Source organism: Carboxylicivirga fragile (assembly GCF_050589805.1).
Classification (GTDB): Bacteria; Bacteroidota; Bacteroidia; order Bacteroidales; family Marinilabiliaceae; genus Carboxylicivirga; species Carboxylicivirga fragile.
Map to the genome: position 1 here is coordinate 50,953 of NZ_JBNGOY010000029.1, position 24,354 is coordinate 75,306.

Genomic DNA, 24,354 nt, shown 5'->3' on the forward strand with positions numbered 1-24,354 from the left:
TAATTCGAAAATGTTAAAAAAATGCCCCGTTCAATTAGGAAAGAAGTAAGAACGGGGCAAGGGGAAAACAACCTGTCTGGAAAGTTTGAAACAAAATAACAAAAAAGAAAGCATAATGATTATTGAGAGTTACCTAATTGTGATGAAGTTGTGTTTTTGATAGATTAAATTGAAATTATTATACATAAAACAAGTTTCAATAATTTGACTTCGCATTTGGTAATGTTTTTACAAAATTCTTTTTCACTGAAGAATATTCTCCTTCTCGACACTAGCTATATAATGGTCATTTGATTTCAGTTTGCATGAGTATAAAAATTGTATGCAAAAGTATGCGTTGTTATATGTTTGCTTACTGTTTAGTATTCGTTGTAATTAAAATTGGTATTTAATTTTTTAACAAAAATTTACAAGTGTAGTGTTTAGCTTTGTTTTTGTAAGTGTCATGTATAAAGTGATTTATAATGTTTGAGATGTTGTTTGGGGAGGTGGTGAATTGGGTTTAAGTATTAATAATTGTAAATGCAATGAATGAAAATAATTGTGCAAGCGTTTGCACAATAAGAATTTTAATTTCATATTTGTAGCGATATAGGATCTAATAATTCGTTTAACCTAAATTAATACAAATGAAAAAAGATCAGAGTTCAAGCAAGTTGAATTCCTTATTAGAAAAGGGATGGCTTGGTAAACGCCTCATGATTCTTGCAGTTTTCTGCATTTTTGGCTTGCACGGACATGTGTTTGCGCAAGAGACAAAAACAATAACAGGTACAGTTACCTCTTCTGAGGGAGAAACTTTACCGGGTGTAAATGTTTTTGAAAAAGGAACAACTAATGGTACAGTAACTGACTTTGACGGAAAGTTTTCATTGCAAGTTAGTGATGATGCGACCTTAGTAGTAAGTTTTATTGGTTTTACCACACAAGAGATTCTTGTGGATGGAAAATCAAATTTTGATGTTATACTACAGGCTGATATGACAGACCTGGACGAGGTTGTTGTAGTTGGTTATGGTATTCAGAAGAAGTCTGATGTAACTGGAGCTATTTCTACAGTGAAACCTGAGGAATTAGTTAAACGTGATGTTGCTTCAGTTGATCAGGCCTTACAAGGACAGATGGCTGGTGTGACTGTTACGCAAGGATCAGGTACGCCAGGAGAATCACCTAATATTACAATTCGTGGTCTAGGATCATTAAATAATACATCTCCTCTTTATGTAGTAGATGGTATGATGTTGGATGATATCGCGCATATTAATGCTAAAGATATTGAGTCTTTGCAAGTATTGAAAGATGCTTCTGCTTCTGCAATTTATGGTTCGCGTGGTGCAAATGGTGTTATTATTGTAACAACTAAAAAAGGACAAGCAGGACAAGGTAAAGTTATGTTCTCTGGTTACTATGGTATTCAGAATTTTGGACATACACCTGAGTTAACAAATGCTAGCGAATGGGCAATGTTAAATAACGAAGCACGTTTAGCGGCAGGAATGGAGCCTAATTTCTCGAACCCTGCTTCTTTAGGTGAAGGAACTGATTGGTTAGGAGCTATTACAAATGAAAATGCACCTATTCAAAGTTATGACCTTTCATTTTCTGGAGGTACTGAAAAAAGCACTTATTTCATTAGTGGTTCATATTTCAATCAAGAAGGTGTTATTAATAAATCCGATTATGATCGTCTATCGGTGCGTATTAATTCAGAGCATAGGGTAAAAGAGTGGTTAACTGTTGGTGAAAATGTGACTGTTACAACTTCTAATCAATCTACTATTCTTGAAGGTGATGAGTGGAATAACCTTTTGATTACACCATTAAATATGGAACCAACAACTCCAATTTTTAATGAAGATGGAACGTATGGTGTTTCAGGTAATCAGGTTAATAACCCTGTAGCTGCTATTGACAATACTTTTAATAATAGAGAGTCGTTTAGAGTGTTAGGTAATTTATATGCTGATATTGCTCTAATGAAAGGTTTGGTTTTTAAAACCAACTTAGGAGCGAATATGGCATTTAATGAGGATAACTCTTATAATCCAATTTATTTTGTGTCGATTACCGACCAAAATGAAATCAATAGTTTATCTAAGGGGCACGATAGAGAAACTTCATTGTCATGGACTAATACTTTAAACTATAATACGAAGTTTGGTGCTGATCATGATTTTGCAGCAACTGTTGGTACGGACTATTACGATCAAACCTTTGAATGGGATGGATTGTCTGTTACCGACTTCCCAACTGATGAAGAAGATTACCGTATTATTGATAATTCACGTAATAAAAATGAGGCTGTTTCGTATGGAGCTCTTTTTGAAAGTCGTCAGATTTCTTACTTAGGACGTGTTAATTATGCGTATAAAGGGCGTTATTTATTAACTGCTAACTTTAGGGCTGATGGTTCATCCAAATTCGGATCCAAAGAAAAATGGGGCTATTTTCCATCATTTTCTGCAGGGTGGCGTATTATCGAAGAAGATTTCATGGATGGCGTTGAGTTTGTTAGTAATTTAAAATTGCGTGCTGGTTGGGGGCAGATTGGAAATCAAGGCGCTATATTTAATTATGTTCAATCGACTTTAGCAAGCACAGGTTTGAATTATGTGTTAGGATACCCTAAGTCTGTAGTTAATGGTACTGCATTTCAGGGTGTTGGAAATGATGAAATTAAGTGGGAGACTGTTGAGACAACTAATATTGGTTTAGATTTTGGATTATTAAGAGGTAAATTGTCTGGTAGTTTCGAATATTACATCAAAGACACTCGAGATATGATATTGGATCCTCCAGTTCCTGGTCAAACTGGTGTTGAGTTACCACCTTGGCAAAATACTGGTGCAATGAAAAATACTGGTATTGAATTAGCTCTTAACTGGCAGGATAAAGTTGGAATTGTTGAATATTCGATAGGAGGTAATATAACAACTATTAATAACGAAGTTATTAGTCTTGGTACAGAGGGTAATGTTATTTCTAATGGTGATTTCAGGAGTGCTGGTTTTGTAAACCGTACTGTTGTTGGTCGACCTATCTCCAATTTTTATGGTTTAGTTGCTGAAGGTTTATTCCAAAATCAGGCTGAAATTGATGCTTATTATGCAAATGCTGGCGGTGCACCTTCAAACGTTGCTCCTGGAGATATTCGTTATCGTGATGCAGATGGAGACGGAGAGGCTGATTATGACTTCATAGGAAGCCCTATTGCAGATTTTACCTATGCAATTAATGGTAGTTTGTCTGTAAAAGGCATTGATTTTAGTTTCTTGCTGAATGGAGTACAAGGTATTGATGTATATAATGGACCTGATTATTATCAGTTGAATTCAATGGCATACTGGAATACGTCTAAGGAAATGTTGAATCGTTGGACGGGTGAGGGAAGTACTAATAATCCGCGTCATCCACGTTTGAATGCGAGTGATTCGCATAATACACGTATTTCTAGTCGTTACGTGGAAGATGCTTCCTTTTTAAGAATTCAGAATGTTCAGATTGGTTATACTTTACCTTCTTCTGTTGTTGAAAAGATTAAATTAGAAAGTTTACGAGTATATGTAAGTGGACAGAATTTGCACACTTTTACTGAATATACTGGTTATGATCCTGAAGTTGGTGGTTATGGAACTGAAATAGGTTTAGATAGAGCTACTTATCCTACGCCACGTACCATTACATTTGGTATCAACCTAAGTTTCTAATTGGATAAAATTTTTAGAACAAAAGTTAAAATTAAAAGAAATGAAGAAATTTAATATATTAACACTGACCATGGCATTCTTGGTAATGTTGGGGTCTTGTTCAGAGGATTTACTGGATACTCCAGCGCCAAGTATATCTGATGTGTCATTTTTTACAGATGATCAAGCCGCTTTTGATGTTTTGGTTGGTGCATATGATCCTATGTCGCGTTATAATTATTCACAAATTCACGAGTGGATGATTGGGGACATTATTTCGGATGATGCCGAAAAAGGTGGAGAAGGACCGGGTGACTGGGCTGAATGTCAGGATTTAAAAGAATTTCGTGCCAATTCTGAAAATAGTATTCTTGTTGGTCGTTGGCAAGAGCCATATGTAGGTATTAATCGTGCCAACAAGTTAATTGCTGGTATTCAGGATAATCCTAATATTTCAGCCGGAGTTCAGAAGCGTTACATTGCAGAAGCAAAGTTTCTTAGAGCTTGGTATCACTTTCATTTGGTAAAAGTTTTCGGTGGTGTGCCTATTGTTACTTCGGTGTTACAACCTTCAGAGTTTCAAAATCCACGTAATTCTGTTGCTGAAGTTTATGCTCAAATCGAGGCTGACTTGAGAGATGCCGCAAAAGATTTACCTACAAAACCTGATTTAACGGCTGAAGAAGTGGGGCGTATAACTAAAGGTGCCGCTGAAGCTATGCTGATTAAAATGTATATTTTTCAGGAAAAATGGCAGGATGCAGCCACGCTTTCACAGAGTTTTATCGATACTTATGATTGGTACTTCTTGGAGCCTGATTTTGAAAAGATTTTCACAACTGCTGGCGAGCATGGTTCAGAATCTATTTTTGAAATTATGCATTTAGGTGTTGCAAGTAATACTGGTTGGGGAGATGATAATGAAGGTAATGTAACATCTATCTATCAAGGAAGTCGTCAGATCTATAATGCCAAAGGTGAAATAAAAAGCGGCTGGGGCTGGGGATTTAACTTACCAACGCAAAATTTATTTGATGAATTTGAGGAAGGTGATTCTCGTCGTTCGGCTACTTTAATAGATGATGGTGATGTACTGTGGGAAGGTACCGATGATGAAGAGATTATTTGTACTCAGCATGTTAATAGTATTGGCTATTCACAAAAGGTATATCATTCTAAAAAGTATTATATTCCACCAAGTGAGCGTTTGGGTATGTCTGATGCATCTAATAACTGGAGAGCTATTCGTTATGCTGACGTTTTGTTATGGAATGCAGAAGCAAATGCTCATATTTCTGGTGGAGACTGGCAATTTGGTGTAAATGCGGTTCGTGGACGTGAGAGTGTTGACCTTGGACCTACTCCATATTCTGATGGATTGGAAGCAGTTTACCATGAGCGTCGTGTTGAGTTTGCAATGGAAAGCCACCGTTATTGGGATTTGGTGCGTACTGGCAGAGGAAATTTAATGCCTGGGTATTCTGATAATAAAAGGTATTTACCAATTCCTCAGATTGAGATTAGTCTAAATCCAAATTTAGAGCCAAATCCATACTAGTTGATATTGAGTTTTTAAAAAGGATAATTATCAACTCAACTGCAACAATGGTTGAGTTGGTTTATCTGATATTAAAATAAAAAATAAACAAATGAAAAAGATAAGTTATATAGCCTTATTGTTTGTAGCTATTTTGGCATTTTCTTGTTCTCCTGAAGTGGATTTAAGAGAGCAGCCAAGCACGCTGCCAGGCGTAGATTTTAGTGTTGATGCCACGGATCCTAATCAACCTATATTAACAATTAATGATAATACTGTTTTTAATGCCAATTGGTATTTCGAAGACGGTACTATGCTGCAAGGCAAAAGTGTGCAGTGCTTTTATCCACTAGAGGGTGATTATGCATTTACCATTACAGCTATGAACGGAAAAGGTCAGGCTGAAGGGGCTGGATCTGTAAATGTACCAGAAAGTAATCCGGATATGGTATTTGGAATTCCTGAATATGTGGCTTTATGTGGTGAAAAGGAAGATAATGGTAAATATTGGGTTTGGGCTCAAGATGAACCAGGAGGAGATGTTTCTTATATGACTGCTGATTATGATTGGTCTGAGTTTTGGTGGAATCCTTATGCTGGTGATGCAGGTGCTGATTTGCCAGGTTTACTTAATGAAATCAAATTTGATTTAGTTGGTGGTTTTAATATGACTCGATTTGAAACTAAAGGGGTACCTGCTGAAAGCGGTAGTTTTAGTTTAAATCTTGATGCTATGACTTTGCAGCTTAATGGTGTAAATATTCCTAATTACGATGATGAAAATCTTGATCCTAATGTAACTGCAACTGGTTTGTATAAAATTCAGGTATTAAATGATTATGAGTTGCTATTATGGCAAGATCACGGTCCTAATAATGGTGGAGCACATGATTATGCTTGGGCATGGAAGTTTAAAGCTCGTGATTTGGTTCCTTTGGATGATCCTTTGTTTAAATTAGCTGGTGAAAAAGGTGAAGGTGGACGAACTTGGACTTTTGATAATGATGGTCAGTCGCTTGGTGCATGTTATATGACAGCAGATTATAACTGGGAAGAGGCTTGGTGGAGTCCGTATAGTACTCTGGAATCAATTCCGGAGTATGACCATACTATTAAATTTGATTTGGATTATAATTATATCCGTTATGACGGAACGGGAGCTGAAATTGAAGTTGGTACTTATACGTTTAATAGTAAGTCAGGTGAGTTGCAGTTAACTGATGGTTTTGTGCCGAATCATGAAGTACGTAATCCAGATGAAGATGCCGAATCAAATATTGATTTGAATGTTGCCGCTACGGGTAAGTATATTGTTCAGAGCGTAGATGATGATCAATTATTCATATGGCAAGATCATGGGCCAAATAATGGCGGTGCCATGGATTATGGTTGGGCTTGGATTTTCAAACAAGCAGAATAAATAGTTAGTTAAATTTTTGATAGTTCTGGAAATTGTACGATTTCTAGTGTAAGAGTTGAAGAAGTGTTTACCAATTGTTTGGTAAGCACTTCTTTTATTAAAAGTTAGTCTTAAAAGGGATTTGGGAATAAAGAATTTTGTTTCTTTGCAAACAGATAAAAATATAACAATGGCTAAAGGCACAAGTAAGAGCGGGGAGATAACGATTAATGATATTGCTAAAGAACTGAATATAGCTGCATCTACAGTTTCGCGCGCACTTAATAACAGTACTAAAATTAGTGAAGCAACAAAGCAGAAGGTTCGAAAAGTTGCTGAAGAATTAGGTTATGAAATTAATTTGGTTGCCTCTAGTTTATCTAAAAATAAAACCAACCTAATTGGAGTTGTCATCCCTAATATCAATAGCCAATTTTTTGCACATGCCTTGAGTGGTATTCAGGAAGAGGCCAAGGCGGCTGGCTATAATGTTATTATTAGCCAAACTAACGAGAGTTATGAGCAAGAGGTTGAAGTGATGAAAGTGATGAATTCTGCAAGAGTTGATGGCCTCATTGTTAGTTTAACCATGGAAACAAAAAGCACCGATCACTTTAATGCCTTGGTTCGAAAGAGTGTTCCAATTGTTATGTTCGATCGTGTTAATTTTTCGGTGCCGGGTCCTAAGATTGTGGTTGATAATTATGAAGCTTCCTTTAAAGCAACACAGCATTTAATCGGCAATGGTTGTAAGCGCATTGCTCATTTGGCGGGAAATTTGTCGTGCAAAGTTTTTGAAGATAGAGCTGAGGGTTTTAAGGAGGCCTTAAATAAAAATATTTTACCATTGTTGCCACAGTTCCTGTTAGCTTGTGATCTGAATGAGAAAGACACGAGGGAGGCCATGAAGTTATGGATGTCCTTAGATGAGCGACCTGATGGTATTGTTGTGGCAAGTGCCTCGTCAGGTTTAATGATTGCCTCGATAGCCAGAAGTTATGGTGTTACTATCCCAGGTGACTTAGCCATTATTTCATTGGGCAATGAGCGTTGTAATGAATTGATGATACCTTCTATTTCGGCTGTTGATATGCCTGGATCAGAAATGGGTAAAGCTGCGGCTATTAACCTTATCGAGACCATTAAAACCGGGCATATAGAAGATCGTATCATTCTTAAGCCAATTCAATTGTTGATGCGAAACTCTACTTTTAAAATGGCTTAGTTCCTCTGTTTTTATCTTTTTATTGATAGTTTTTAGTTTGTTTATCAAGTTTTTGAAGGCTTGTGCAATATTTATTGCATAAACCAATGCAAACGCTTGCACAAAATAAAAATAATGTGCATTTTTACCACATCTAAATTGTTATACAATGAAACTATTCAAGTTAAAAGCTGTTGTTATTGCATTGTGTGTTACATTATGTGCTATGTCGTGTCAACAATCCAAAAAAGTAGAAACTACGATTAAATTAAATGAAGGGTGGGAGATAAGTTCTTCAGCTAAGGTTGATCAAAGTGGCGAATCAATTAGTTTGACAGAATATGAAACCCAGGATTGGGTGAAAGGAAATATTCCTGCAACTGTTATGTCTATTCTTCGTCAAAATGGCCAATACAGTGACTTGTATTTTGGTAAGAATTTTGAAAATGTAGATAAGTCTATATTTCAGGTGCCTTGGTGGTACCGTAAGAATTTTACTGTAGCGGATGTTAAAAATGGTGAACACTATCAACTTCGTTTCGAAGGTTTAAATTATAAAGCTAATATTTGGCTTAATGGTAAACTTATTGCGGATTCTTCAAAGATTGAAGGGGCTTTTGGTCGTTGGACCTTTGATGTAACCAAGAAGTTGCAAAAGGGTAATAATGTCATTGCGGTGGAAGTGATACCTCCTAAACGTGGTGATTTAACAATTGGATTTGTTGATTGGAACCCTGCTGCCCCTGATGAGAACATGGGCTTATGGCGTGGTGTTACTTTAATGAAGAGTGGTGTTGTTTCAATGGATGCCCCTATGGTATCATCTGTACTTAAGGATGATTTGAGTGCGGCGGATTTACAAATTACACACCAGTTAAATAATCATAGTGATAAGGAGCAGGATGTTGAATTGATTGCTAATGTAGAGGGAGTTGGTGTTCTTAAGAAGAATATAAAAGTAATGCCAAATGAATCTTTTGACGCGGTTTTTACCTCTGATGAATTTTCTGAGCTAAATGTTCAAAATCCTAAATTATGGTGGCCTAACAACATGGGCGAACCAACAATGTACAACATTGAAATTACGTGTAAGGTTAATGGTAAGTATTCTCATCATATTAATTCACGTTTTGGAATTAGAGAATTCGAAGAGTATCTGACAAAGAATGGTCATAAAGGTTATAAAATTAACGGTCAGGAAATAGTTATTAAAGGTGCTGGCTGGGTAGACGATGTATTATTGGCTGATAGTGATGAGAAGGTAAGAGCTCAGGTAGAATACGTGAAGCACATGAATATGAATTGTATTCGTCTCGAAGGTTTTTGGGGTAGAAACAAAACTTTGTACGATGCTGCAGATGAGAATGGACTTCTATTAATGATTGGCTGGAGTTGTCATTGGGAATGGGAAGCTTATTGTGGCAGACCAGAAACTCATTTTATGTCGATTACCGGAGAGGATGAAATCGAAATGCATGCTCAATCATATCGCGATCAGGTGATGTATTTACGTAATCACCCTAGTGTATTTTTATGGGTATTCGGTAGTGATAAATTACCAGTTCCTGAACTAGAGTCAAAATTGAATAAGTACATTGGCGATGTAGATGGTACGCGCCCAATGTTAGCTAGTTGTAAAGGACAGGATTATGGTACTGATTTCTTTAATATTAGTGAAATAACTGGTCATACAGGTGTGAAAATGTTAGGGCCTTATTCGTATGTGCCACCAAGTTATTGGTACGTTGATACACAGGCAGGTGGTGCTTATGGTTTCAATACCGAAACAGGTCCTGGTCCACAGGTGCCTCCTATGGAGAGTTTAAAAAGAATGATCCCTGAAAGCGATTTATGGCCGGTTAATGACATGTGGAATTTCCATTGTGGACGACATGAGTTTGGTACTTTAAATCGTTATACATTAGCATTTAATAATCGTTACGGACAAAGTAATTCAGTTGAAGATTTTACTTTTAGATCTCAGGTTTCTAACTATGAGGCTATTCGTCCAATGTTTGAATCGTTTCAGGTGAACCGACATAATGAAGCAACGGGTGTTATTCAGTGGATGCTTAATTCAGCATGGCCAGAAATGTTTTGGCAATTGTATGATTATTATTTGGTTCCTAATGGGGCATTTTATGGAACACGTAAAGCATGTCAGCCTTTAAATCCTGCCTATAATTACAAGGATAATGCTGTTTACTTAACGAATGATTTCCTTAGTGATCATATGGGATTGACGGTTGATATCAAGATTCTGGATATTAATTCGAAAGAGGTATTTGGAAAATCACTTAGTGTGGACTCGAAAGCAAATACGTCAATTAAAGTACTTGACTTACCAGTGATAAAGGATTTAAGTGAAACATACTTCTTATCGTTGAAGGTAAATGATGCCAATAAAAAAGAATTAGCTGATAATTTTTACTGGTTATCAACCAAATCGGATGTAATGGATTTCCCTGCAACTTCATGGGTGGGTACGCCGCAAAAAGAATTTGCAAATTTAAAAGGACTTAATTCATTAGGTAAAGTTGAAATTAGTGAGAGCTGGAGTACTACAGTTCAAGAAGATAAAACGGTATTTACTTGCCAATTAGAAAATAAAGGAGATGAAATTGCTTTCTTCATCGAAACAGCAGTTTTAGATCCAAAAACAAATCAAACAATCGTTCCTGTGTTTTGGGATAATAACTATGTTAGTTTATTACCAGGTGAGTCGAAAGTATTAAAGGCTAGAATTTGCAATGATTTATTACCGAAAGATAGTAAACCAGTATTGCGTGTACGTGCCTGGAATAAAAAATAGTCCAAGGACTATAAACATCATTTAGCGTTTTAGTTAGTAAGAGAGATAAACCTTAGAGTATTACAGAGCAGGAGCTAACCTTTAACCTAACCTTTGGTTAGCACCTGTTTTTGTACTCTTTAAAAAGTATGGTCAAATTTGGGAGAGTTTACCATATTGTTAATGCAGTTTAGTATTTAAGGAAAAGAGTTTATGGAAAAATTCAAAAATATTATTGGTGTTGATTTGGGAGGCACCAATATGCGTGCTGGTTTAATTCAGGACGCAAAAGTAGTTGAAAAGTCGGCTTGTGCAGTTCCAAAAACCGATGTGGCAGAAGAGGTAACAAATGCTTTAATTAAAACCATTGAAGATGTTATGAACCCTTCTGTAGAAGGTATTGGTGTTGGTGTTCCGAGTCTTGTTAAGTCGAGCGATGGTGTGGTTTACGATGTTCAGAACATCCCTTCGTGGAAGAAGATTCCTTTAAAGGCTATTTTGGAAGATCACTTTAAGATTCCTGTATACATTAATAATGATGCCAATTGTTTTGCGGTTGGTGAGCGATTCTTTGGCGAAGGAAAACAGTTCAAGGATTTTGTTGGCTTAATCACAGGAACTGGTCTTGGTGGAGGAATAATTAAAAAAGGACATTTATTAGCCGATCAGAATTGTGGTGCTGGTGAGTTCGGAATGATTCCATATATGGAGCATGATTATGAGTTTTACTGTAGCGGACAGTTCTTTAATAACAATTACAATGCCGATGGAGGAGAGCTAGCTAAGAAAGCTAATAGCGGTGATGCCTCAGCCATTCAGGCTTTCAAAGAGTATGGTAAACATCTTGGAAAAGCGATAAAGGTAATTTTATTAACCGTTGACCCGGAAGCAATTGTTATTGGTGGTTCTGTTTCAAAGTCATTTCATTTGTATAAAGATGCCATGTGGGATGAGATTTCAACACATGCTTTTGGCTTTGCATTGGAAAACTTAAAGATTGTTCCTTCAGATATAGAAGATATTGCTATTTTAGGGGCCGGAGCGTTGTATATTGATGCTCAAACGGACTTAACATAGAAAAAAGAATAGTTATGATTCAAGATATGACCCTTCAAAATCAATGTGCAATAGGCGTTTATCTAGGAGGTAAGTTGTTGCGTGTTGGTCGTGTTAAAAATAATGTGGTCGAGGCAGCTATCGAACGTGAGATTAATAATCATGATTCAGAAGAAAATATTTTGAAAGAAGTATTGGATGCTATCGATCAGGTTTTTAATAGTGAAGTTGGAGGGATTGGAATTGGTGTTCCAAGTCTGGTTGATGTTTCCAAAGGAATAGTATACAATGTTGAGCATATTCCTGCATGGCGTGAAGTTCACTTAGGTGATTTATTACAAGATCGTTATAAGGTTAACGTTTTTGTAAATAATGATGCCAACTGTTTTACCATAGGTGAGAAGTATTTTGGTAAGGCAAAAAAATATTCTAACCTGGTTGGCGTAATCGTTGGTGTTGGTTTAGGATGTGGTGTAATAACTGAGAATCGCTTATATTCTGGAACCAACTGTGGTGCTGGTGAGTTTGGCTGTATACCTTATCGCGATCATAACTACGAATACTATTGTACAACAGATTATTTTGATGTAAAATACGGACTAAAGCCGGAAGTGCTATTTACGCGTGCCCAAAAGAACGATAAAATAGCTTTGGCAATACTAGAACAGTTTGGATTTGATTTTGGACAAGCCATTAAAACCATTCTGTATACTTACGATCCTGAATGCATTGTAATTGGCGGAAGCATAGGTAAATTCTTTCCTTTCTTTGAAGAAGCAATGTGGAAGGTGGTTCGTAAGTTTCAATATGAAAAGACTGTGGAGAAACTTTGTATAGAGGTTAGTGAAGAGCCAGATATCGCTGTGCTTGGAGCTGCAGCTTTGTACTACGATGCTATAAATAAATAGCCTGTCAATGAGGTAAGCTAAAGAAACTTACCAATAATTATCATTTTGTGTTAATTCAGATTACGCTTGGTGTATTTGCCTTCGAGTGTGAGTTAATACGCTTTTGTTAGATTATAAAATGAATTACAATCATTTGTGTATGAGAAGTTTTGTTGTTTTTATTTCAGCTTTAATGATGTTTGTTTCGTGTGATACGAAGAAAGAAATTTCTGGAACAGTGTTGCTTAACCATGTTGGGTATCGTGTTGACGCGGTTAAGCGCTTTGTATACCTTGGTCAAGAAAATATTAAACCCGATGGCTTTGCTATTTTTAACCACAACAATGAAGAGGTTTATAAAGGGGAGTTTAAAGAATCAAACGGTCAAATAGATAATTGGCATATTGGTAAGGCGTTTTCTGCTGATTTTTCAAATTTATCAAAGGCAGGCAGTTATAAAATTCAAGTTAGTTTAAATGGTGGATTAATAGAGTCTGATGCGTTTACAATTAATGAGTTACCATTAGCTGATGAGTTAATGCCTCTTTTGTTGGAAGGATTTAAATCGCAACGTTGTAAAGATCCATATGATGCCAAGGATAAAGAAATGACTTTTTTTGGCGATCGTGATGATGTAGTTGACGTAAGTGGTGGTTGGTACGATGCTTCTGGCGAAAAGGGTAAGTACCTAAGTCATTTAAGCTTTTCTAATTATTTAACACCACAACAATTACCAATGATGGTGTGGAACATACTTGAAACGGCTAAACAAATGCCAAATTCAAGTATTGAGAAGAGTCTCTTTGAAGAAGCTGCTTTTGGTGCCGATTATTTAATTCGTGTGCAAGATAAGGAAGGCTATTTTTATTCAACTGTATTTGCCAACTGGACAAAAGATCCTGATCAACGTGAAATTGCCGCTTATACGGGGCAGGACGGAAAGAAAACAGATCAATACCAAGCTGCTTTTCGCGAAGGTGGTGGTGTATCTATAGCCGCATTAGCTCGCATAAGCCAATTAAATATTGCTGGCGAATTTGATAGTGAAACATATTTGAATGCGGCCATTAAAGGATTCGATCATTTAATAGCCAACAATTTAAAATATGTTGATGATGGCAAAGAAAACATCATTGATGATTATTGTGCGCTGTTAGCCGCTGTTGAGTTATTTTCAGCTACTGAGGATAAGAAGTATTTAACCCATGCACGCCAACGTGCAAGCAACTTAACCAATCGTTTGATGGATGATGAGCGTATGTCAAATTGGCTTCGTGCCGATGATGAAGGTCTACGTCCTTTTTTCCATGGTGCCGAAGCTGGATTGCCAATAATTGCTTTAAACGAATATTACGGTATTGAGACTGATGCTGATAATAAGCAAGCAACGATGACTGCAATTAATAAAATGGTTCAGTTCGAATTAAATATTACCAATGAGGTGAATAATCCTTTTGGTTATGCGCGTCAATATGTAAAAGCTGTTAACGAAGACGAGCCGCGTTCTGCCTTTTTCTTACCACATCAAAACGAAAGTGGCTACTGGTGGCAAGGTGAAAATGCGCGTCTGGCATCTTTAGCAACTGCTTTATTAAAAGTGCAAGCATTATTAAGTGATGAACTTAAAGGTGAAGCGAAAGCATATGCAGCTAACCAGATTAATTGGATTCTAGGTCTTAACCCATACAATATGTGCATGTTGGAAGGGGCTGGTCGAAATAATCCGATTTACAAAGAGGAAGGCATTTCGTATAATTATAGAGGTGGTGTATGTAATGGAATCACGGCAGGTTTTGAAGATGAATCTGATTTGGGATTTATGCCTATGCCTTATAACGATGATCCGGCGCAACGTTGGCGTTGGTCCGAACAATGGTTACAACATGGTGGCTGGTTAATGCCTGCATTAGCTCACCAACAATAATATTATCTAAACCCTGAATATTTTATCAGAGTATCTCCACATGGAGTGCTCTGATTAAAATATTAAAAACTAAATCCTCTTATGAACCTAATCCAATACAAGCTAGCTTTCTTACTTCTGTTGCCATTTCTCTTGTCCTGTGGTTCTGATGAACTAGTACGACCTGAGAAGAAAGTTGTAGAACCTGAGGAGCCTGTTTTTGTTGAGGCAAAACATGGCTTTCCATCAAATATTGATTTTGCAAACTGCATCAAACCAAATCACAAAACACAAGATGAGTTAAACGCCGATGTTATTTCATATTACAACTATTGGAAGGGAAAATATGTCAAGACTTCCAATGGAAAAACACCAGGTGGTGGCTATTATGTTTCAATGAAGGGAACAGGAGGCGATGGTAGTGAAATAACTACTTCTGAAGCACATGGTTATGGCATGATTATTTTTGCTTTAATGGCCGGTCATGATAAGGATGCTAAAAAATACTACGATGGTTTTTATAACATGTATGATAAGCATCGAAGCACAGGTAATTCATACTGTATGTCGTGGGTGATTCATGAATCGGAAAGTAGTTCAGAAGACCAAGGAAGTGCTACAGATGGTGATATGGATGTTATGTATTCACTGTTACTAGCGGATAAACAATGGGGCTCGGAAAGTGGGATTGACTATTTAGCACAATCACAAGATGGTATTAAGAAGGGCTTGAAAATTGCCGATATGTCTACCAATAGTAAACGTGTAATGATGGGCGATTGGGATTCAAACCAATGGTCAACGCGATCATCAGATTGGATGACGGCACACTTTCGTAATTTCGCCCATGCTACCAATGATGGTTTTTGGTTGGATGCATCGTCAACCGTTTATGCTTTAATCGCTAGCTTAACAACGAATTATTCGCCTAATACTGGTTTAATGCCAGATTTTATTGTGGATCAAACTCCTAAACCTGCTCCTGAAAACTATTTGGATGAATTTAAAGAAACGGATGAGTATAATTGGAATGCATGCCGTTACCCTTGGCGCATAACTACCGATTACGCACATTTTGGAACAAATGATGCTCAACAGGCCATGAAGAAATTAATGGATTTCATTATCGACAGTACTGATGGTCAGCCAAGTGAGATAAAAGCAGGTTATTACTTAAACGGATCACCAATGGTAAGTTATAAGAGTGGTGCTTTTACTGCGCCTTTAGTTAGTGCTTCTATGGTTGATGTTAAGTATCAAGATTTTTTGAATGCAGGCTGGGATGAAGTCTCACAATTAAGAGATACTTATTATGGTGATACCTTATGCTTGCTTAATATGCTGTTGATTTCAGGAAACTGGTGGAACCCGAAAGATATGTAATTTAAAATACCAAAACTGAGTCTTTTTTTAGAACACTCTTGTTACATTTTGTAACAAGGGTGTTTTTATTTTTAGCCATTAATTAGCATTGCTATTTCCATCATCACTTTGCGATTCAAGTTTGAAATAATCAATCATAGTATTTAATTGAATGGCTTGTTGGTTTAATATATCCGAATTATTGGCTATTTCTTCACTACTCGAGGCATTTAGTTGCGTCGTATTATTCATTTGCTGCATCCTGACTTCTTTCGGCTAACTTACGTACTTTGCAAGCAACAACAACGGCAAATCCCTTGCCTTGTTCTCCAGCCCTGACAGCTTCAACCGCACACCCACATCATATTAATGATTTGTTTTAAGATGTTTGAGAGTGTAGGGTGATGGTATTTACCATTGTAAAGTGCATTAAAAAAAGTAAATAGATATTGCTGCGTTGATGTTTTGATAATAAACCTTAGTAGTAATTGAAAAAAAGTTAGCTCAGAAGTCACCCTTTAATCAAATAAAGGTGTCTTTATTTTAAACAAACTCTAAGACATTAATTTATGGTAAGTGTTGATAATACTCAATACAGACCGGAAAGATCTGTATTTGATAACTGTGCAATTTTCTCGACAGGAGAAACGGTGTATAAACAGGATGCCTTTTCTGATACGGCTTATTATGTGCAGAAAGGTTATTTAAAAATTTATAGAGTAGGGGCAAAGGGACAACAACAAATTATCAGAGTGGCCAAGGAAGGTGATATAATAGGTTACCATTCGCAATTGACACAAGAACCTGAGTACGCGGCTTGCGAATGTATGGTTAATAGTGTATTGTGTCAAATGAGCGGTTCTAGCTTATCTGATTATCTGAAAACAAAAAACGATTTAGCAGCCTCTTTACTTCGTTTAACCTGCGACGAAATTAAATCAACCTGTGATTCAATTGTTGAGATTTCGCAAAACTCAGTACGTTCGCGTATGGCGAATTTAATAGTGAAGTTAATGGATGTATTCAAACTTTCGGAGGGTGAGAGTTTTCCATTTAAAATATCACGCGATGATATGGCCAGTTGGGTTGGGACATCTAAAGAATCGGTCAGTCGAGCCTTAAATGATTTTAATCGTGAACGACTGATTAGTTTGAGCACAAAAGGTTTTGTAGTAGAAAATCTGCAAGGTATTAAGAAGGTTATAATAGTATCATAATAGAAAGAATGAATACTTTTTATTTGGAATTTAAACCTTCCATCTCAGGAGTAAATATGCTTCATCGATTCGGATGTAAGCACATGCCTAAGATTGATTATTGTTTGTTTATAGGTAGTTTTTGCAATGAAAACAATGTTAAGAGAACAAGTCAAGAGCAATTTCCATCGTGGGAAATTGAGCGTAGTGAATGCTGTCGTTCACTTTAAGTGCTTTGAATTTAAAGAGCAAGATGAACGCGTTTGAGAATCTTTAATATAGGTGAAATGGATTATATTGGTTTATTGTTTAGTTGCCCCAAAGGCGAAGAGTCCATTAACTGTCCATTCTGTCAGTTACGTTCAGAGGGTTTGGTTAATGGTTTAAATCGTTGGAAGGCCATGCCTGTAAAGAAACGAAATGGTTTAATTAATGCGCACCTACACTGTTCGTTACGTGATGAAACCTTTGATTGTATTCTTAGTGAGATAAATATGTGATGTGCATTTGGGTATAATAAATTGTTCGCCTCATTCAAATTATTGGATGGGGCTTTTATATAACTCTGTTAACTTAATTCTCGATCAGTTCACCCTTATAGTGAAATTTGAATATTTGAGCATCGCCATAAACATCTTCTCTGTCCTTACCCTGAAATTTGATCTCATATTCATTACCCGTTTTTGTGATTGATAGCTGTCCCTCTTCATACACAGGAGTATCTATAATATCGGCTTCATTATCACCGTTTATTGGGAATGTAACATTGGTATTATAGTATACCCAAACACTACCATCACCTTCGTAATTTCCTACTATATCTTTATTGTCTGACAAAAGAGGTTCCATTTCAATGTACCATCCTTGTCCGCTATAGGTGTCATTAGAAACGTTATATGTTATGTCACTTGGGTAAAGTGCCAAATAAAAAATATGTTGGCCATTCAAATGTGGGCTTTCGGGATTATTCCAAACGCCTTCATAAGAAAATTCTCCCCAGGTAATTTGTTTTGAATCTCCTTCAAATTCTATTGAGTTGTTTGCAATTGGAGATTCTTCTTTAATGGGATCTTTTTCTTCTGATGAGCACCCTGAAATAGTAAGTAGAATAAAAGAAACGAAAATGCTTAATAATGGTTTAATCATGGTAATTAGGTTTTAGTTAAATTTTATAAACGTATTGCATGTGCAGGTTAAAGTATAAAGATATCTTTTCTTTGATTGTATTTATAATAAGGTTTAAAGAATTATATGCCCATATTACCATTTGTAATGCTGTTTTTATTGGTATTATTGTGCTGAAAAAAGTGTATAACTATGAAACCAGCCCTTGTGTTTGTGTTCTTGATGAGTGTTATTTGCGCCTGTCAGCATAATAAACAATTGACACTTTCTATAAGTAAAATCCCAACTCTTACAAACGCATCCATTCGTGGCATGAGTGTGATTGATGAAAATACTGTATGGATATCGGGCTCGGAAGGAACGGTATTTCGTACCATTGATGGAGGTTTAAACTGGAAGGATTGCAGTATCATCGCTGAGTTGAATAATGATTTCCGTAGTTTACATGCCTTTGATTCACTCAGGGCTTTCGTAATTGGAATAAATAATCCGGCTGTGATTTATAGAACGATTGATGGAGGAGATACTTGGCTTGGAATGGATACCATTCAGGCAGAAGGCCTTTTCTTTAATTCCTTAGTATTTAGTTCAGATAGTTGTGGGCTGGCCATATCCGATCAGGTTGATGGACAATTTATGCTGATGCATACACAGGATGCAGGCAGTACATGGAATAGAGTAAGGGATTTGCCGCCATCCATTGAAGCGGAAGGTAATTTTGCAGCTTCCAATACATGCATTGAGTATTTATCAACGGGCGAAGCATGGTTTGCGACTGGTGTTAAAGCCTCAAGAGTTTATTTGACCAAAGATAATGGCCAAAAATGGGATGTGGTACCTACACCTATTATTTGCAATGAAAGTGCCGATGGTATTTATTCAATAGATTTTAGAGATGCCATGCATGGAATAGCCGTAGGAGGCAATTATAAATACCCTGAGCGTAATGATAGTGTTGCAGTTTATACTAACGATGGCGGATTAAGCTGGAACCTGTCTGAGACTATGCCCAATGGTTTTCATTCATGTGTCCAGTATGTGGATGTTCCTGATTTGAATATGGCTATTGCTTTAGGTCGTGCTGGTTTTGATTATACCTTGGACAATGGCCAGACATGGGAGCGGGGAGGTAATGAGAAATATTATACCTTACGTTGCATTCCGGGGCAATTAGGTGCTTATGTCGCCGGTTCTGATGGGCGAGTGGCGAGGATGGATATAATAATGGAATAGTTGAGTAAACATAGCATCAATGTGCTGGAATGTTTACCATGTTTTGTTAACTCCGCTAATCGTAGCCACTAAATAATGTAAATCGTTCGGCGTACGCCTCTGGCTACGTCGCCTTCAACAAGGCCTCCGGTCTGTATGAAAATATAAGCCTTGTCGTTCTGGATTATCAGAATTACAAGGCTTTGTCATTGATAAATTAATTTTCAAAGGCTGGCGCTGATTTATAATCAGTACCTTCCTATTAAAGCACGGATTGCAAATTCGCGCTAGCAATGAATTACAAATTCGTAATTGCTATAATAGGATGGTGGTAAAAAACTAAACTTGCTCATCGAGACGCTCCTTGAGCCCGTCGAAAGGTAGACGAATTGGGTTTTTAATAATTAATCACTTCCCCTTCGACAAATGCTCAGTGAATGCATGAAGGTGTGAGAATTGCAAATTCGCAATAAAGATATTAGGTGCTTCACATAGCGCTAGGTTTGTGTCATATATATCACAACTTTTATTTGCAACAGTGTTGCATTTAGGGTATATTTGCAGGTATGAAAGTGCATGATATATTAAATGCACATTTTTATTGTGATGCCTGTGAGATGGTAAAATGTATGGAAGAGATTCCTGTTAAACATTATCAGATGCCCAATGGTTACTTAAACAATGAAACCGAAGTAATGATTAAAGGACGCTGCCCAAACTGTATGTAGTGTTTAATAAATATGGCTGATTTAAAAAAATACATAGCAATTGTTTTATTTGGGATATTTGTATTTCCCATTGTATTTCAGCCTGTGCATGTGGTTCTGCATCATGCGCAAGATTTGCATGATTGCCATACTTGCTGCCATAGTACCTTTGATAAAGATGAAAGTGCCAATAGTGATGAAATTGTACCTGCTTCTGCCCAAGAGGAAGCCTGTCCAATTTGCGATTATCATTTTCCACTCAATTTAATAGCAAAAGCTTTCATCTATCAAAGCAACAAAATGGTAGATGAAAAAATAGTAATAGGACTAAATATCCGTCTTCCATTTTTACAGCTTCTTTCTGTAAAAACACCGAGAGCTCCCCCTGCTTTAACCTAATCATTGGCATTAACCATGTTGTCAATGGTGTTTCTTAAATTCTATTGCTGACAGAAGCATTACCTAATTATTCATTTAATCTAATGAATTCCTCTAGGCTGGCCTCGTTGTTTTATTGTACTATCCTGTTTTTTCAGGGGAGATGTACGATGGTTTCTGTTAGTAATGGTTCTTTATTTTCAATTATAATATTGATTTTCAATAGTTTGAAATGAGTAAAGTTACAATGCTCGTTTTGTTCATTGGCATTTTTTATAATTTGTCGCATGGGCAAAAGAGTTGTGCGCTTAATGGAGTGGTAGTTGGCAAAAACAACGAAACTTTAACAGGTGCCTTGGTGGTGTTGCATGCCCCCGATATAGTTACAATAAGCGATGAGAAGGGCGTATTCAGTTTTTCTGATTTACCTGGTGATACCTATGTAATTGAGATTTCGTTTATTGGTTACACTAGTTTGGTTGATACCTTATTAATCGATGGCAATAATACCTATACAGCCCATTTGGAAATTGCTCCCATGAGTTTGCAGGAGATTGTCATTACCGATAATTATGCCGAGCAGAGAAAGAATGAAACATCCTTGAACGTAGAGGTGGTTAATGAGGAATATCTTAAACAAAATCTTGGCGGAAGCCTGATGAACTCACTTGAACGATTGCCTGGTGTAACAACCATTGATATAGGTTCGGGACAAGCCAAACCGGTTATTCGTGGACTCGGTTTTAATCGGGTTGTGGTGGTTGAGAATAATATTAAACACGAGGCTCAACAATGGGGATCTGATCATGGACTCGAAATTGACCAATACTCAGTTGATAATGTGGAGGTCATTAAAGGGCCGGCATCCCTAATGTATGGCTCCGATGCCATAGGAGGTGTAATTGATATGAACAACCGTAAAATACCAGCTAATTATACCCTTGAAGGTGCGCTTGACTTAACTGGCAAAAGCAATAACGAGCTCTTGGGAGCTTCCCTATCGCTACAAGGTAGAAAAAACTGGTTTTTTGCGGGTATTAGAGCTACCTATATTGATTATGGCGATTATAAGGTGCCTACAAATAGTATTGATATCTATTCGTATAAGGCCGATTTGCACAATAATTATTTGCGTAATACGGCTGGTTATGAAAAAAACATGCATTTATCTTTTGGTGTGATACAAAACAAGTTTCAAAGTAAATTTCATGTGAGCTCAGTTAATAGCAAAAGCGGATTCTTTGCCAATGCACATGGTATAGAGCCTCGTAATGTTGATACTGAATTACATGATAAATCGAACCGCGACATTAATTATCCCTATCAAAAGGTAAATCATTTTAAGCTTATTAATACTAGCCATTATCAGTGGGAAAGCACAAAACTTGAGTTTGACCTGGGTGTTCAGCGCAACTTCCGGCAGGAGAGGAGTCAATACGTTCAACATGGGCATATGCCGCCTGTTTTTCCCGATACCCTGGATTTCGATTCAGATCTTGAACGCGCCTTTGATAAGTATGTTTATTCGGGTAATGTAAAACTATCACATCGTTTTAATAAAAGATCGAAGTTGATTATTGGTGCTAATGGTGAGTATCAAAACAACGATATTGACGGACGTGGATTTATTATACCTGCTTTCAGGCAATTAGCTTTAGGAGCATTTGTTTTTGGTCGGTATACTATCTCTGATAAGAGTGGCTTGCAGTATGGTGTTCGCTTCGATTACGGAAATCTTAAAACAGATGACTATTTTGATTGGTATCCATCTCCAATAGATGAAGATGACGATACTAAAATGGAAAATTTGCAACGAGCGGAGCATATCAATCGTAAGTTCTCAAATTTTACCTGGTCGCTGGGTTATAATTATAACGCTGAACAGTGGCAATTTAAAACAAATGTAGGTAAGAGTTTTAGGATGCCAATAGCTAAGGAGCTGGCAGCAAATGGAGTTAACTATCACCGTTTTAGTTACGAGGTAGGTGATGTGAACTTATCCCCCGAAATATCCTATCAGTTAGATCTTGGACTCGAATATCATGCGAATAGTTATGCGCTTGGAGTTACTCCTTTCGTTAATTATTTCTCTAATTATATTTATTTGAACCCAAGCTCGGAGCATGATAGATTATACGGCAATGGTAATCAAGTATTTTATTACACCGAAAGTGAAGTGTTTCGATTTGGTGGTGAGATTCACGGTCATGTTGAACTACTAAAACACCTTCGACTTGGCATTATTGGAGAGTATGTGTACTCCGAGCAACTATCCGGAGAGAAAAAGGGATATACACTTCCATTTTCACCACCAGCCTCTGCCATATTTAATGTGAAGTACCAGAAAATGAAATTTAAGTTTATTACTAAAGCTTATTTTTCTCTGGATTACAGAGTGACTGCTTCTCAAACAAATATTGTTCCGCCTGAGGTGGCTACCGATGGTTTTCAGCTAATAAATATTGGGCTCGGTGGCAATGTGGAAGTGGGCAAACGGAAAGTAAATATTTCGATGCAGGTTCAAAACTTAATGAATACGAAATATTTTAATCATACCAGTTTTTACAGATTAATTAATGTGCCGGAGGCGGGAAGGAATTTCATTGTGAATATTTCTCTTCCCATTTCAGGTAAAATCAAATAGTAAACAATTAAATAAATTATAAAATGAATACAAAAGTTTTTTTAACAGTTATTATTTTAGGTCTTTCAACTTTATTCACTGCTTGCGAAGACGATAGTACGGATAGTCCGGTTATTACATTACATGAGCTTGGTTTGGACGATAGCCATGAAGCTCATGTTGGTGATGATTTGCATATTGATGCGGAAATTATTGCAGACGGAACCATCGAAAAAATTGTAGTGGAGCTACATGCTGAAGATGGTGACGATGAGCTTGAAGTTGAGTTTATTGATGGTTATAATGGTTTAAAAAATGCTGAATTTCACGAGCATGTTGAAATACCAGCTACTTTCACACCTGGCGAATATCATTTTCATTTGCTTGTAACAGATAAGGAAGGTAACCAAAGTTCAGTAGAGGCGCATGTTGATATTGAAGAAGAAACCAATGATGGGGGAGACCACGATCATTAGAAATCTTTATTGCTGTTGTAAGGAGGTATTATTATTACATTTGAACAGCTTAATTTTAAATCATAGAGATGAGAAGAATACAAATATTAAATCTATCATTAGCACTGTTGCTATTTGTGAGTGCATGTAGCGATGATAATGAAATTGATACCGAAAAGCCTGCTATTGATATTAGTTTTGATGGTGCTTTTCCAGTCAATTGCAGTACCATCTATTTTGGCGAAGTATTTGAATTAAAGCTACGTTTTTCTGACAATACTGAATTGGGTTCATACAGTATCGATATTCATAATAATTTCGATCATCATTCGCATAGTACTGAAATAAGCCAATGCGAATTCGATTCGAAGAAAGATCCTGTAATGCCTTTTGTTTTAATTGAAGATTATTCTCTACCTGAGGGCTTAACGTATTATGAAACAAGTGTTTTTATAAACGTACCTTCGGGCGATGGAAACACTCTGTATGATGATGGCGATTACCATTTTTATATAAGTCTTACCGACAAAGAAGGTTGGTCGTCGCAAAAGGGATTAAGTATTAAAATGTTACATCGTTAATGTAAGCGAACGAAATAAGAGAGGGTGACCAGAAATAGTCACCCTTTTTTGTCATCAATAATCACTTGTCCTACAATAAATGCTCAGGGACGTATCTTTGTAATAGCGAGCTTGAAGAGTCTGGTGTTATAATTGAGTTGTTTATATTAGCAGCAATTTATACCAATTGTATTCCAAAATGATTGATAAATCATTTTGCTAATTACAATGGTTAATGCCGATACAAAAGCACAGATTGATTTTTTTATCAAT

General features: G+C 36.7%; 20 protein-coding genes and 1 pseudogene. 18 read left to right on the forward strand and 3 right to left on the reverse strand.

All coding sequences use genetic code 11. The features are described 5' to 3' along the window. Window positions 1-629 precede the first annotated feature (629 nt). The 9 genes from ACRD7B_RS13740 to ACRD7B_RS13780 all read left to right on the forward strand — a co-directional run bounded on the left by ACRD7B_RS13740 (window position 630) and on the right by ACRD7B_RS13780 (window position 15,846). Window positions 630-3,707, forward strand: a complete 3,078-nt coding sequence (locus ACRD7B_RS13740) for a SusC/RagA family TonB-linked outer membrane protein (protein WP_430825146.1) — start codon at window positions 630-632, stop codon at window positions 3,705-3,707. Between the two features lie 40 nt (window positions 3,708-3,747). Beyond that, a complete protein-coding gene (locus ACRD7B_RS13745; RefSeq protein WP_430825147.1) occupies window positions 3,748-5,244 on the forward strand; it encodes a RagB/SusD family nutrient uptake outer membrane protein in 1,497 nt (498 codons plus the stop codon). Between the two features lie 91 nt (window positions 5,245-5,335). Further along, window positions 5,336-6,643: a PKD domain-containing protein gene (locus ACRD7B_RS13750; protein ID WP_430825148.1), complete on the forward strand. Its 1,308-nt coding sequence runs from the start codon at window positions 5,336-5,338 to the stop codon at window positions 6,641-6,643. Window positions 6,644-6,812: 169 nt separating this feature from the next. After that, a complete protein-coding gene (locus ACRD7B_RS13755) occupies window positions 6,813-7,847 on the forward strand; it encodes a LacI family DNA-binding transcriptional regulator (RefSeq protein ID WP_430825149.1) in 1,035 nt (344 codons plus the stop codon). Window positions 7,848-7,995: 148 nt separating this feature from the next. Beyond that, window positions 7,996-10,638: a glycosyl hydrolase 2 galactose-binding domain-containing protein gene (locus tag ACRD7B_RS13760; RefSeq protein WP_430825150.1), complete on the forward strand. Its 2,643-nt coding sequence runs from the start codon at window positions 7,996-7,998 to the stop codon at window positions 10,636-10,638. Between the two features lie 192 nt (window positions 10,639-10,830). Further along, window positions 10,831-11,694, forward strand: a complete 864-nt coding sequence (locus ACRD7B_RS13765) for an ROK family protein (protein ID WP_430825151.1) — start codon at window positions 10,831-10,833, stop codon at window positions 11,692-11,694. A gap of 14 nt (window positions 11,695-11,708) precedes the next feature. Further along, entirely contained in the window at window positions 11,709-12,581 is an 873-nt protein-coding gene (locus ACRD7B_RS13770; RefSeq protein WP_430825152.1) for an ROK family protein, read from the forward strand. A 139-nt stretch (window positions 12,582-12,720) separates the two neighbouring features. After that, a complete protein-coding gene (locus tag ACRD7B_RS13775) occupies window positions 12,721-14,484 on the forward strand; it encodes a glycoside hydrolase family 9 protein (RefSeq protein WP_430825153.1) in 1,764 nt (587 codons plus the stop codon). An 81-nt stretch (window positions 14,485-14,565) separates the two neighbouring features. After that, window positions 14,566-15,846: a family 8 glycosyl hydrolase gene (locus tag ACRD7B_RS13780; RefSeq protein WP_430825154.1), complete on the forward strand. Its 1,281-nt coding sequence runs from the start codon at window positions 14,566-14,568 to the stop codon at window positions 15,844-15,846. A 78-nt stretch (window positions 15,847-15,924) separates the two neighbouring features. On the opposite strand, the gene ACRD7B_RS13785 is transcribed toward ACRD7B_RS13780, so the two are convergent. Next, on the reverse strand, window positions 15,925-16,077 hold the full coding sequence (locus ACRD7B_RS13785) for a hypothetical protein (protein ID WP_430825155.1): 153 nt from the start codon (window positions 16,075-16,077) through the stop codon (window positions 15,925-15,927). Further along, a pseudogene (locus ACRD7B_RS13790) lies at window positions 16,073-16,177 on the reverse strand (methyl-accepting chemotaxis protein); the annotation flags it as partial. The gene ACRD7B_RS13785 and the pseudogene ACRD7B_RS13790, both read right to left, overlap by 5 nt. A gap of 217 nt (window positions 16,178-16,394) precedes the next feature. Here ACRD7B_RS13790 and ACRD7B_RS13795 point away from each other — a divergent pair. The 3 genes from ACRD7B_RS13795 to ACRD7B_RS13805 are packed head-to-tail and all read left to right on the forward strand — an operon-like array spanning window position 16,395 to window position 17,521. Beyond that, window positions 16,395-17,042, forward strand: coding sequence for a Crp/Fnr family transcriptional regulator (locus ACRD7B_RS13795; protein WP_430825156.1), 648 nt, complete (start codon window positions 16,395-16,397; stop codon window positions 17,040-17,042). Between the two features lie 8 nt (window positions 17,043-17,050). Further along, window positions 17,051-17,251 carry a hypothetical protein gene (locus ACRD7B_RS13800; RefSeq protein WP_430825157.1) on the forward strand — a complete coding sequence of 67 codons (201 nt, stop codon included), beginning with the start codon at window positions 17,051-17,053 and terminating at the stop codon, window positions 17,249-17,251. A gap of 57 nt (window positions 17,252-17,308) precedes the next feature. Then, entirely contained in the window at window positions 17,309-17,521 is a 213-nt protein-coding gene (locus ACRD7B_RS13805) for a hypothetical protein (protein ID WP_430825158.1), read from the forward strand. A 73-nt stretch (window positions 17,522-17,594) separates the two neighbouring features. Here the strand turns inward: ACRD7B_RS13805 and ACRD7B_RS13810 are convergent, their stop codons facing one another. After that, window positions 17,595-18,167: a hypothetical protein gene (locus ACRD7B_RS13810; protein WP_430825159.1), complete on the reverse strand. Its 573-nt coding sequence runs from the start codon at window positions 18,165-18,167 to the stop codon at window positions 17,595-17,597. 171 nt (window positions 18,168-18,338) lie between these two features. Between ACRD7B_RS13810 and ACRD7B_RS13815 the strand changes: the two genes are divergently transcribed. The 6 genes from ACRD7B_RS13815 (at window position 18,339) to ACRD7B_RS13840 (ending at window position 24,102) form a co-directional block, all read left to right on the forward strand. After that, the gene (locus tag ACRD7B_RS13815; protein ID WP_430825160.1) at window positions 18,339-19,379 is read left to right on the forward strand and encodes a WD40/YVTN/BNR-like repeat-containing protein; all 1,041 of its coding nucleotides are present in this window, start codon (window positions 18,339-18,341) and stop codon (window positions 19,377-19,379) included. Window positions 19,380-19,924: 545 nt separating this feature from the next. After that, window positions 19,925-20,086, forward strand: a complete 162-nt coding sequence (locus ACRD7B_RS13820; RefSeq protein WP_430825161.1) for a hypothetical protein — start codon at window positions 19,925-19,927, stop codon at window positions 20,084-20,086. A gap of 12 nt (window positions 20,087-20,098) precedes the next feature. Further along, window positions 20,099-20,464, forward strand: coding sequence for a hypothetical protein (locus tag ACRD7B_RS13825; RefSeq protein WP_430825162.1), 366 nt, complete (start codon window positions 20,099-20,101; stop codon window positions 20,462-20,464). 211 nt (window positions 20,465-20,675) lie between these two features. Beyond that, window positions 20,676-23,087, forward strand: coding sequence for a TonB-dependent receptor (locus ACRD7B_RS13830; RefSeq protein WP_430825163.1), 2,412 nt, complete (start codon window positions 20,676-20,678; stop codon window positions 23,085-23,087). A gap of 23 nt (window positions 23,088-23,110) precedes the next feature. Then, complete coding sequence (locus ACRD7B_RS13835; RefSeq protein WP_430825164.1) at window positions 23,111-23,542, forward strand: DUF4625 domain-containing protein; 432 nt, start codon at window positions 23,111-23,113, stop codon at window positions 23,540-23,542. A 68-nt stretch (window positions 23,543-23,610) separates the two neighbouring features. Next, complete coding sequence (locus ACRD7B_RS13840; protein WP_430825165.1) at window positions 23,611-24,102, forward strand: DUF4625 domain-containing protein; 492 nt, start codon at window positions 23,611-23,613, stop codon at window positions 24,100-24,102. Window positions 24,103-24,354: the final 252 nt, after the last annotated feature.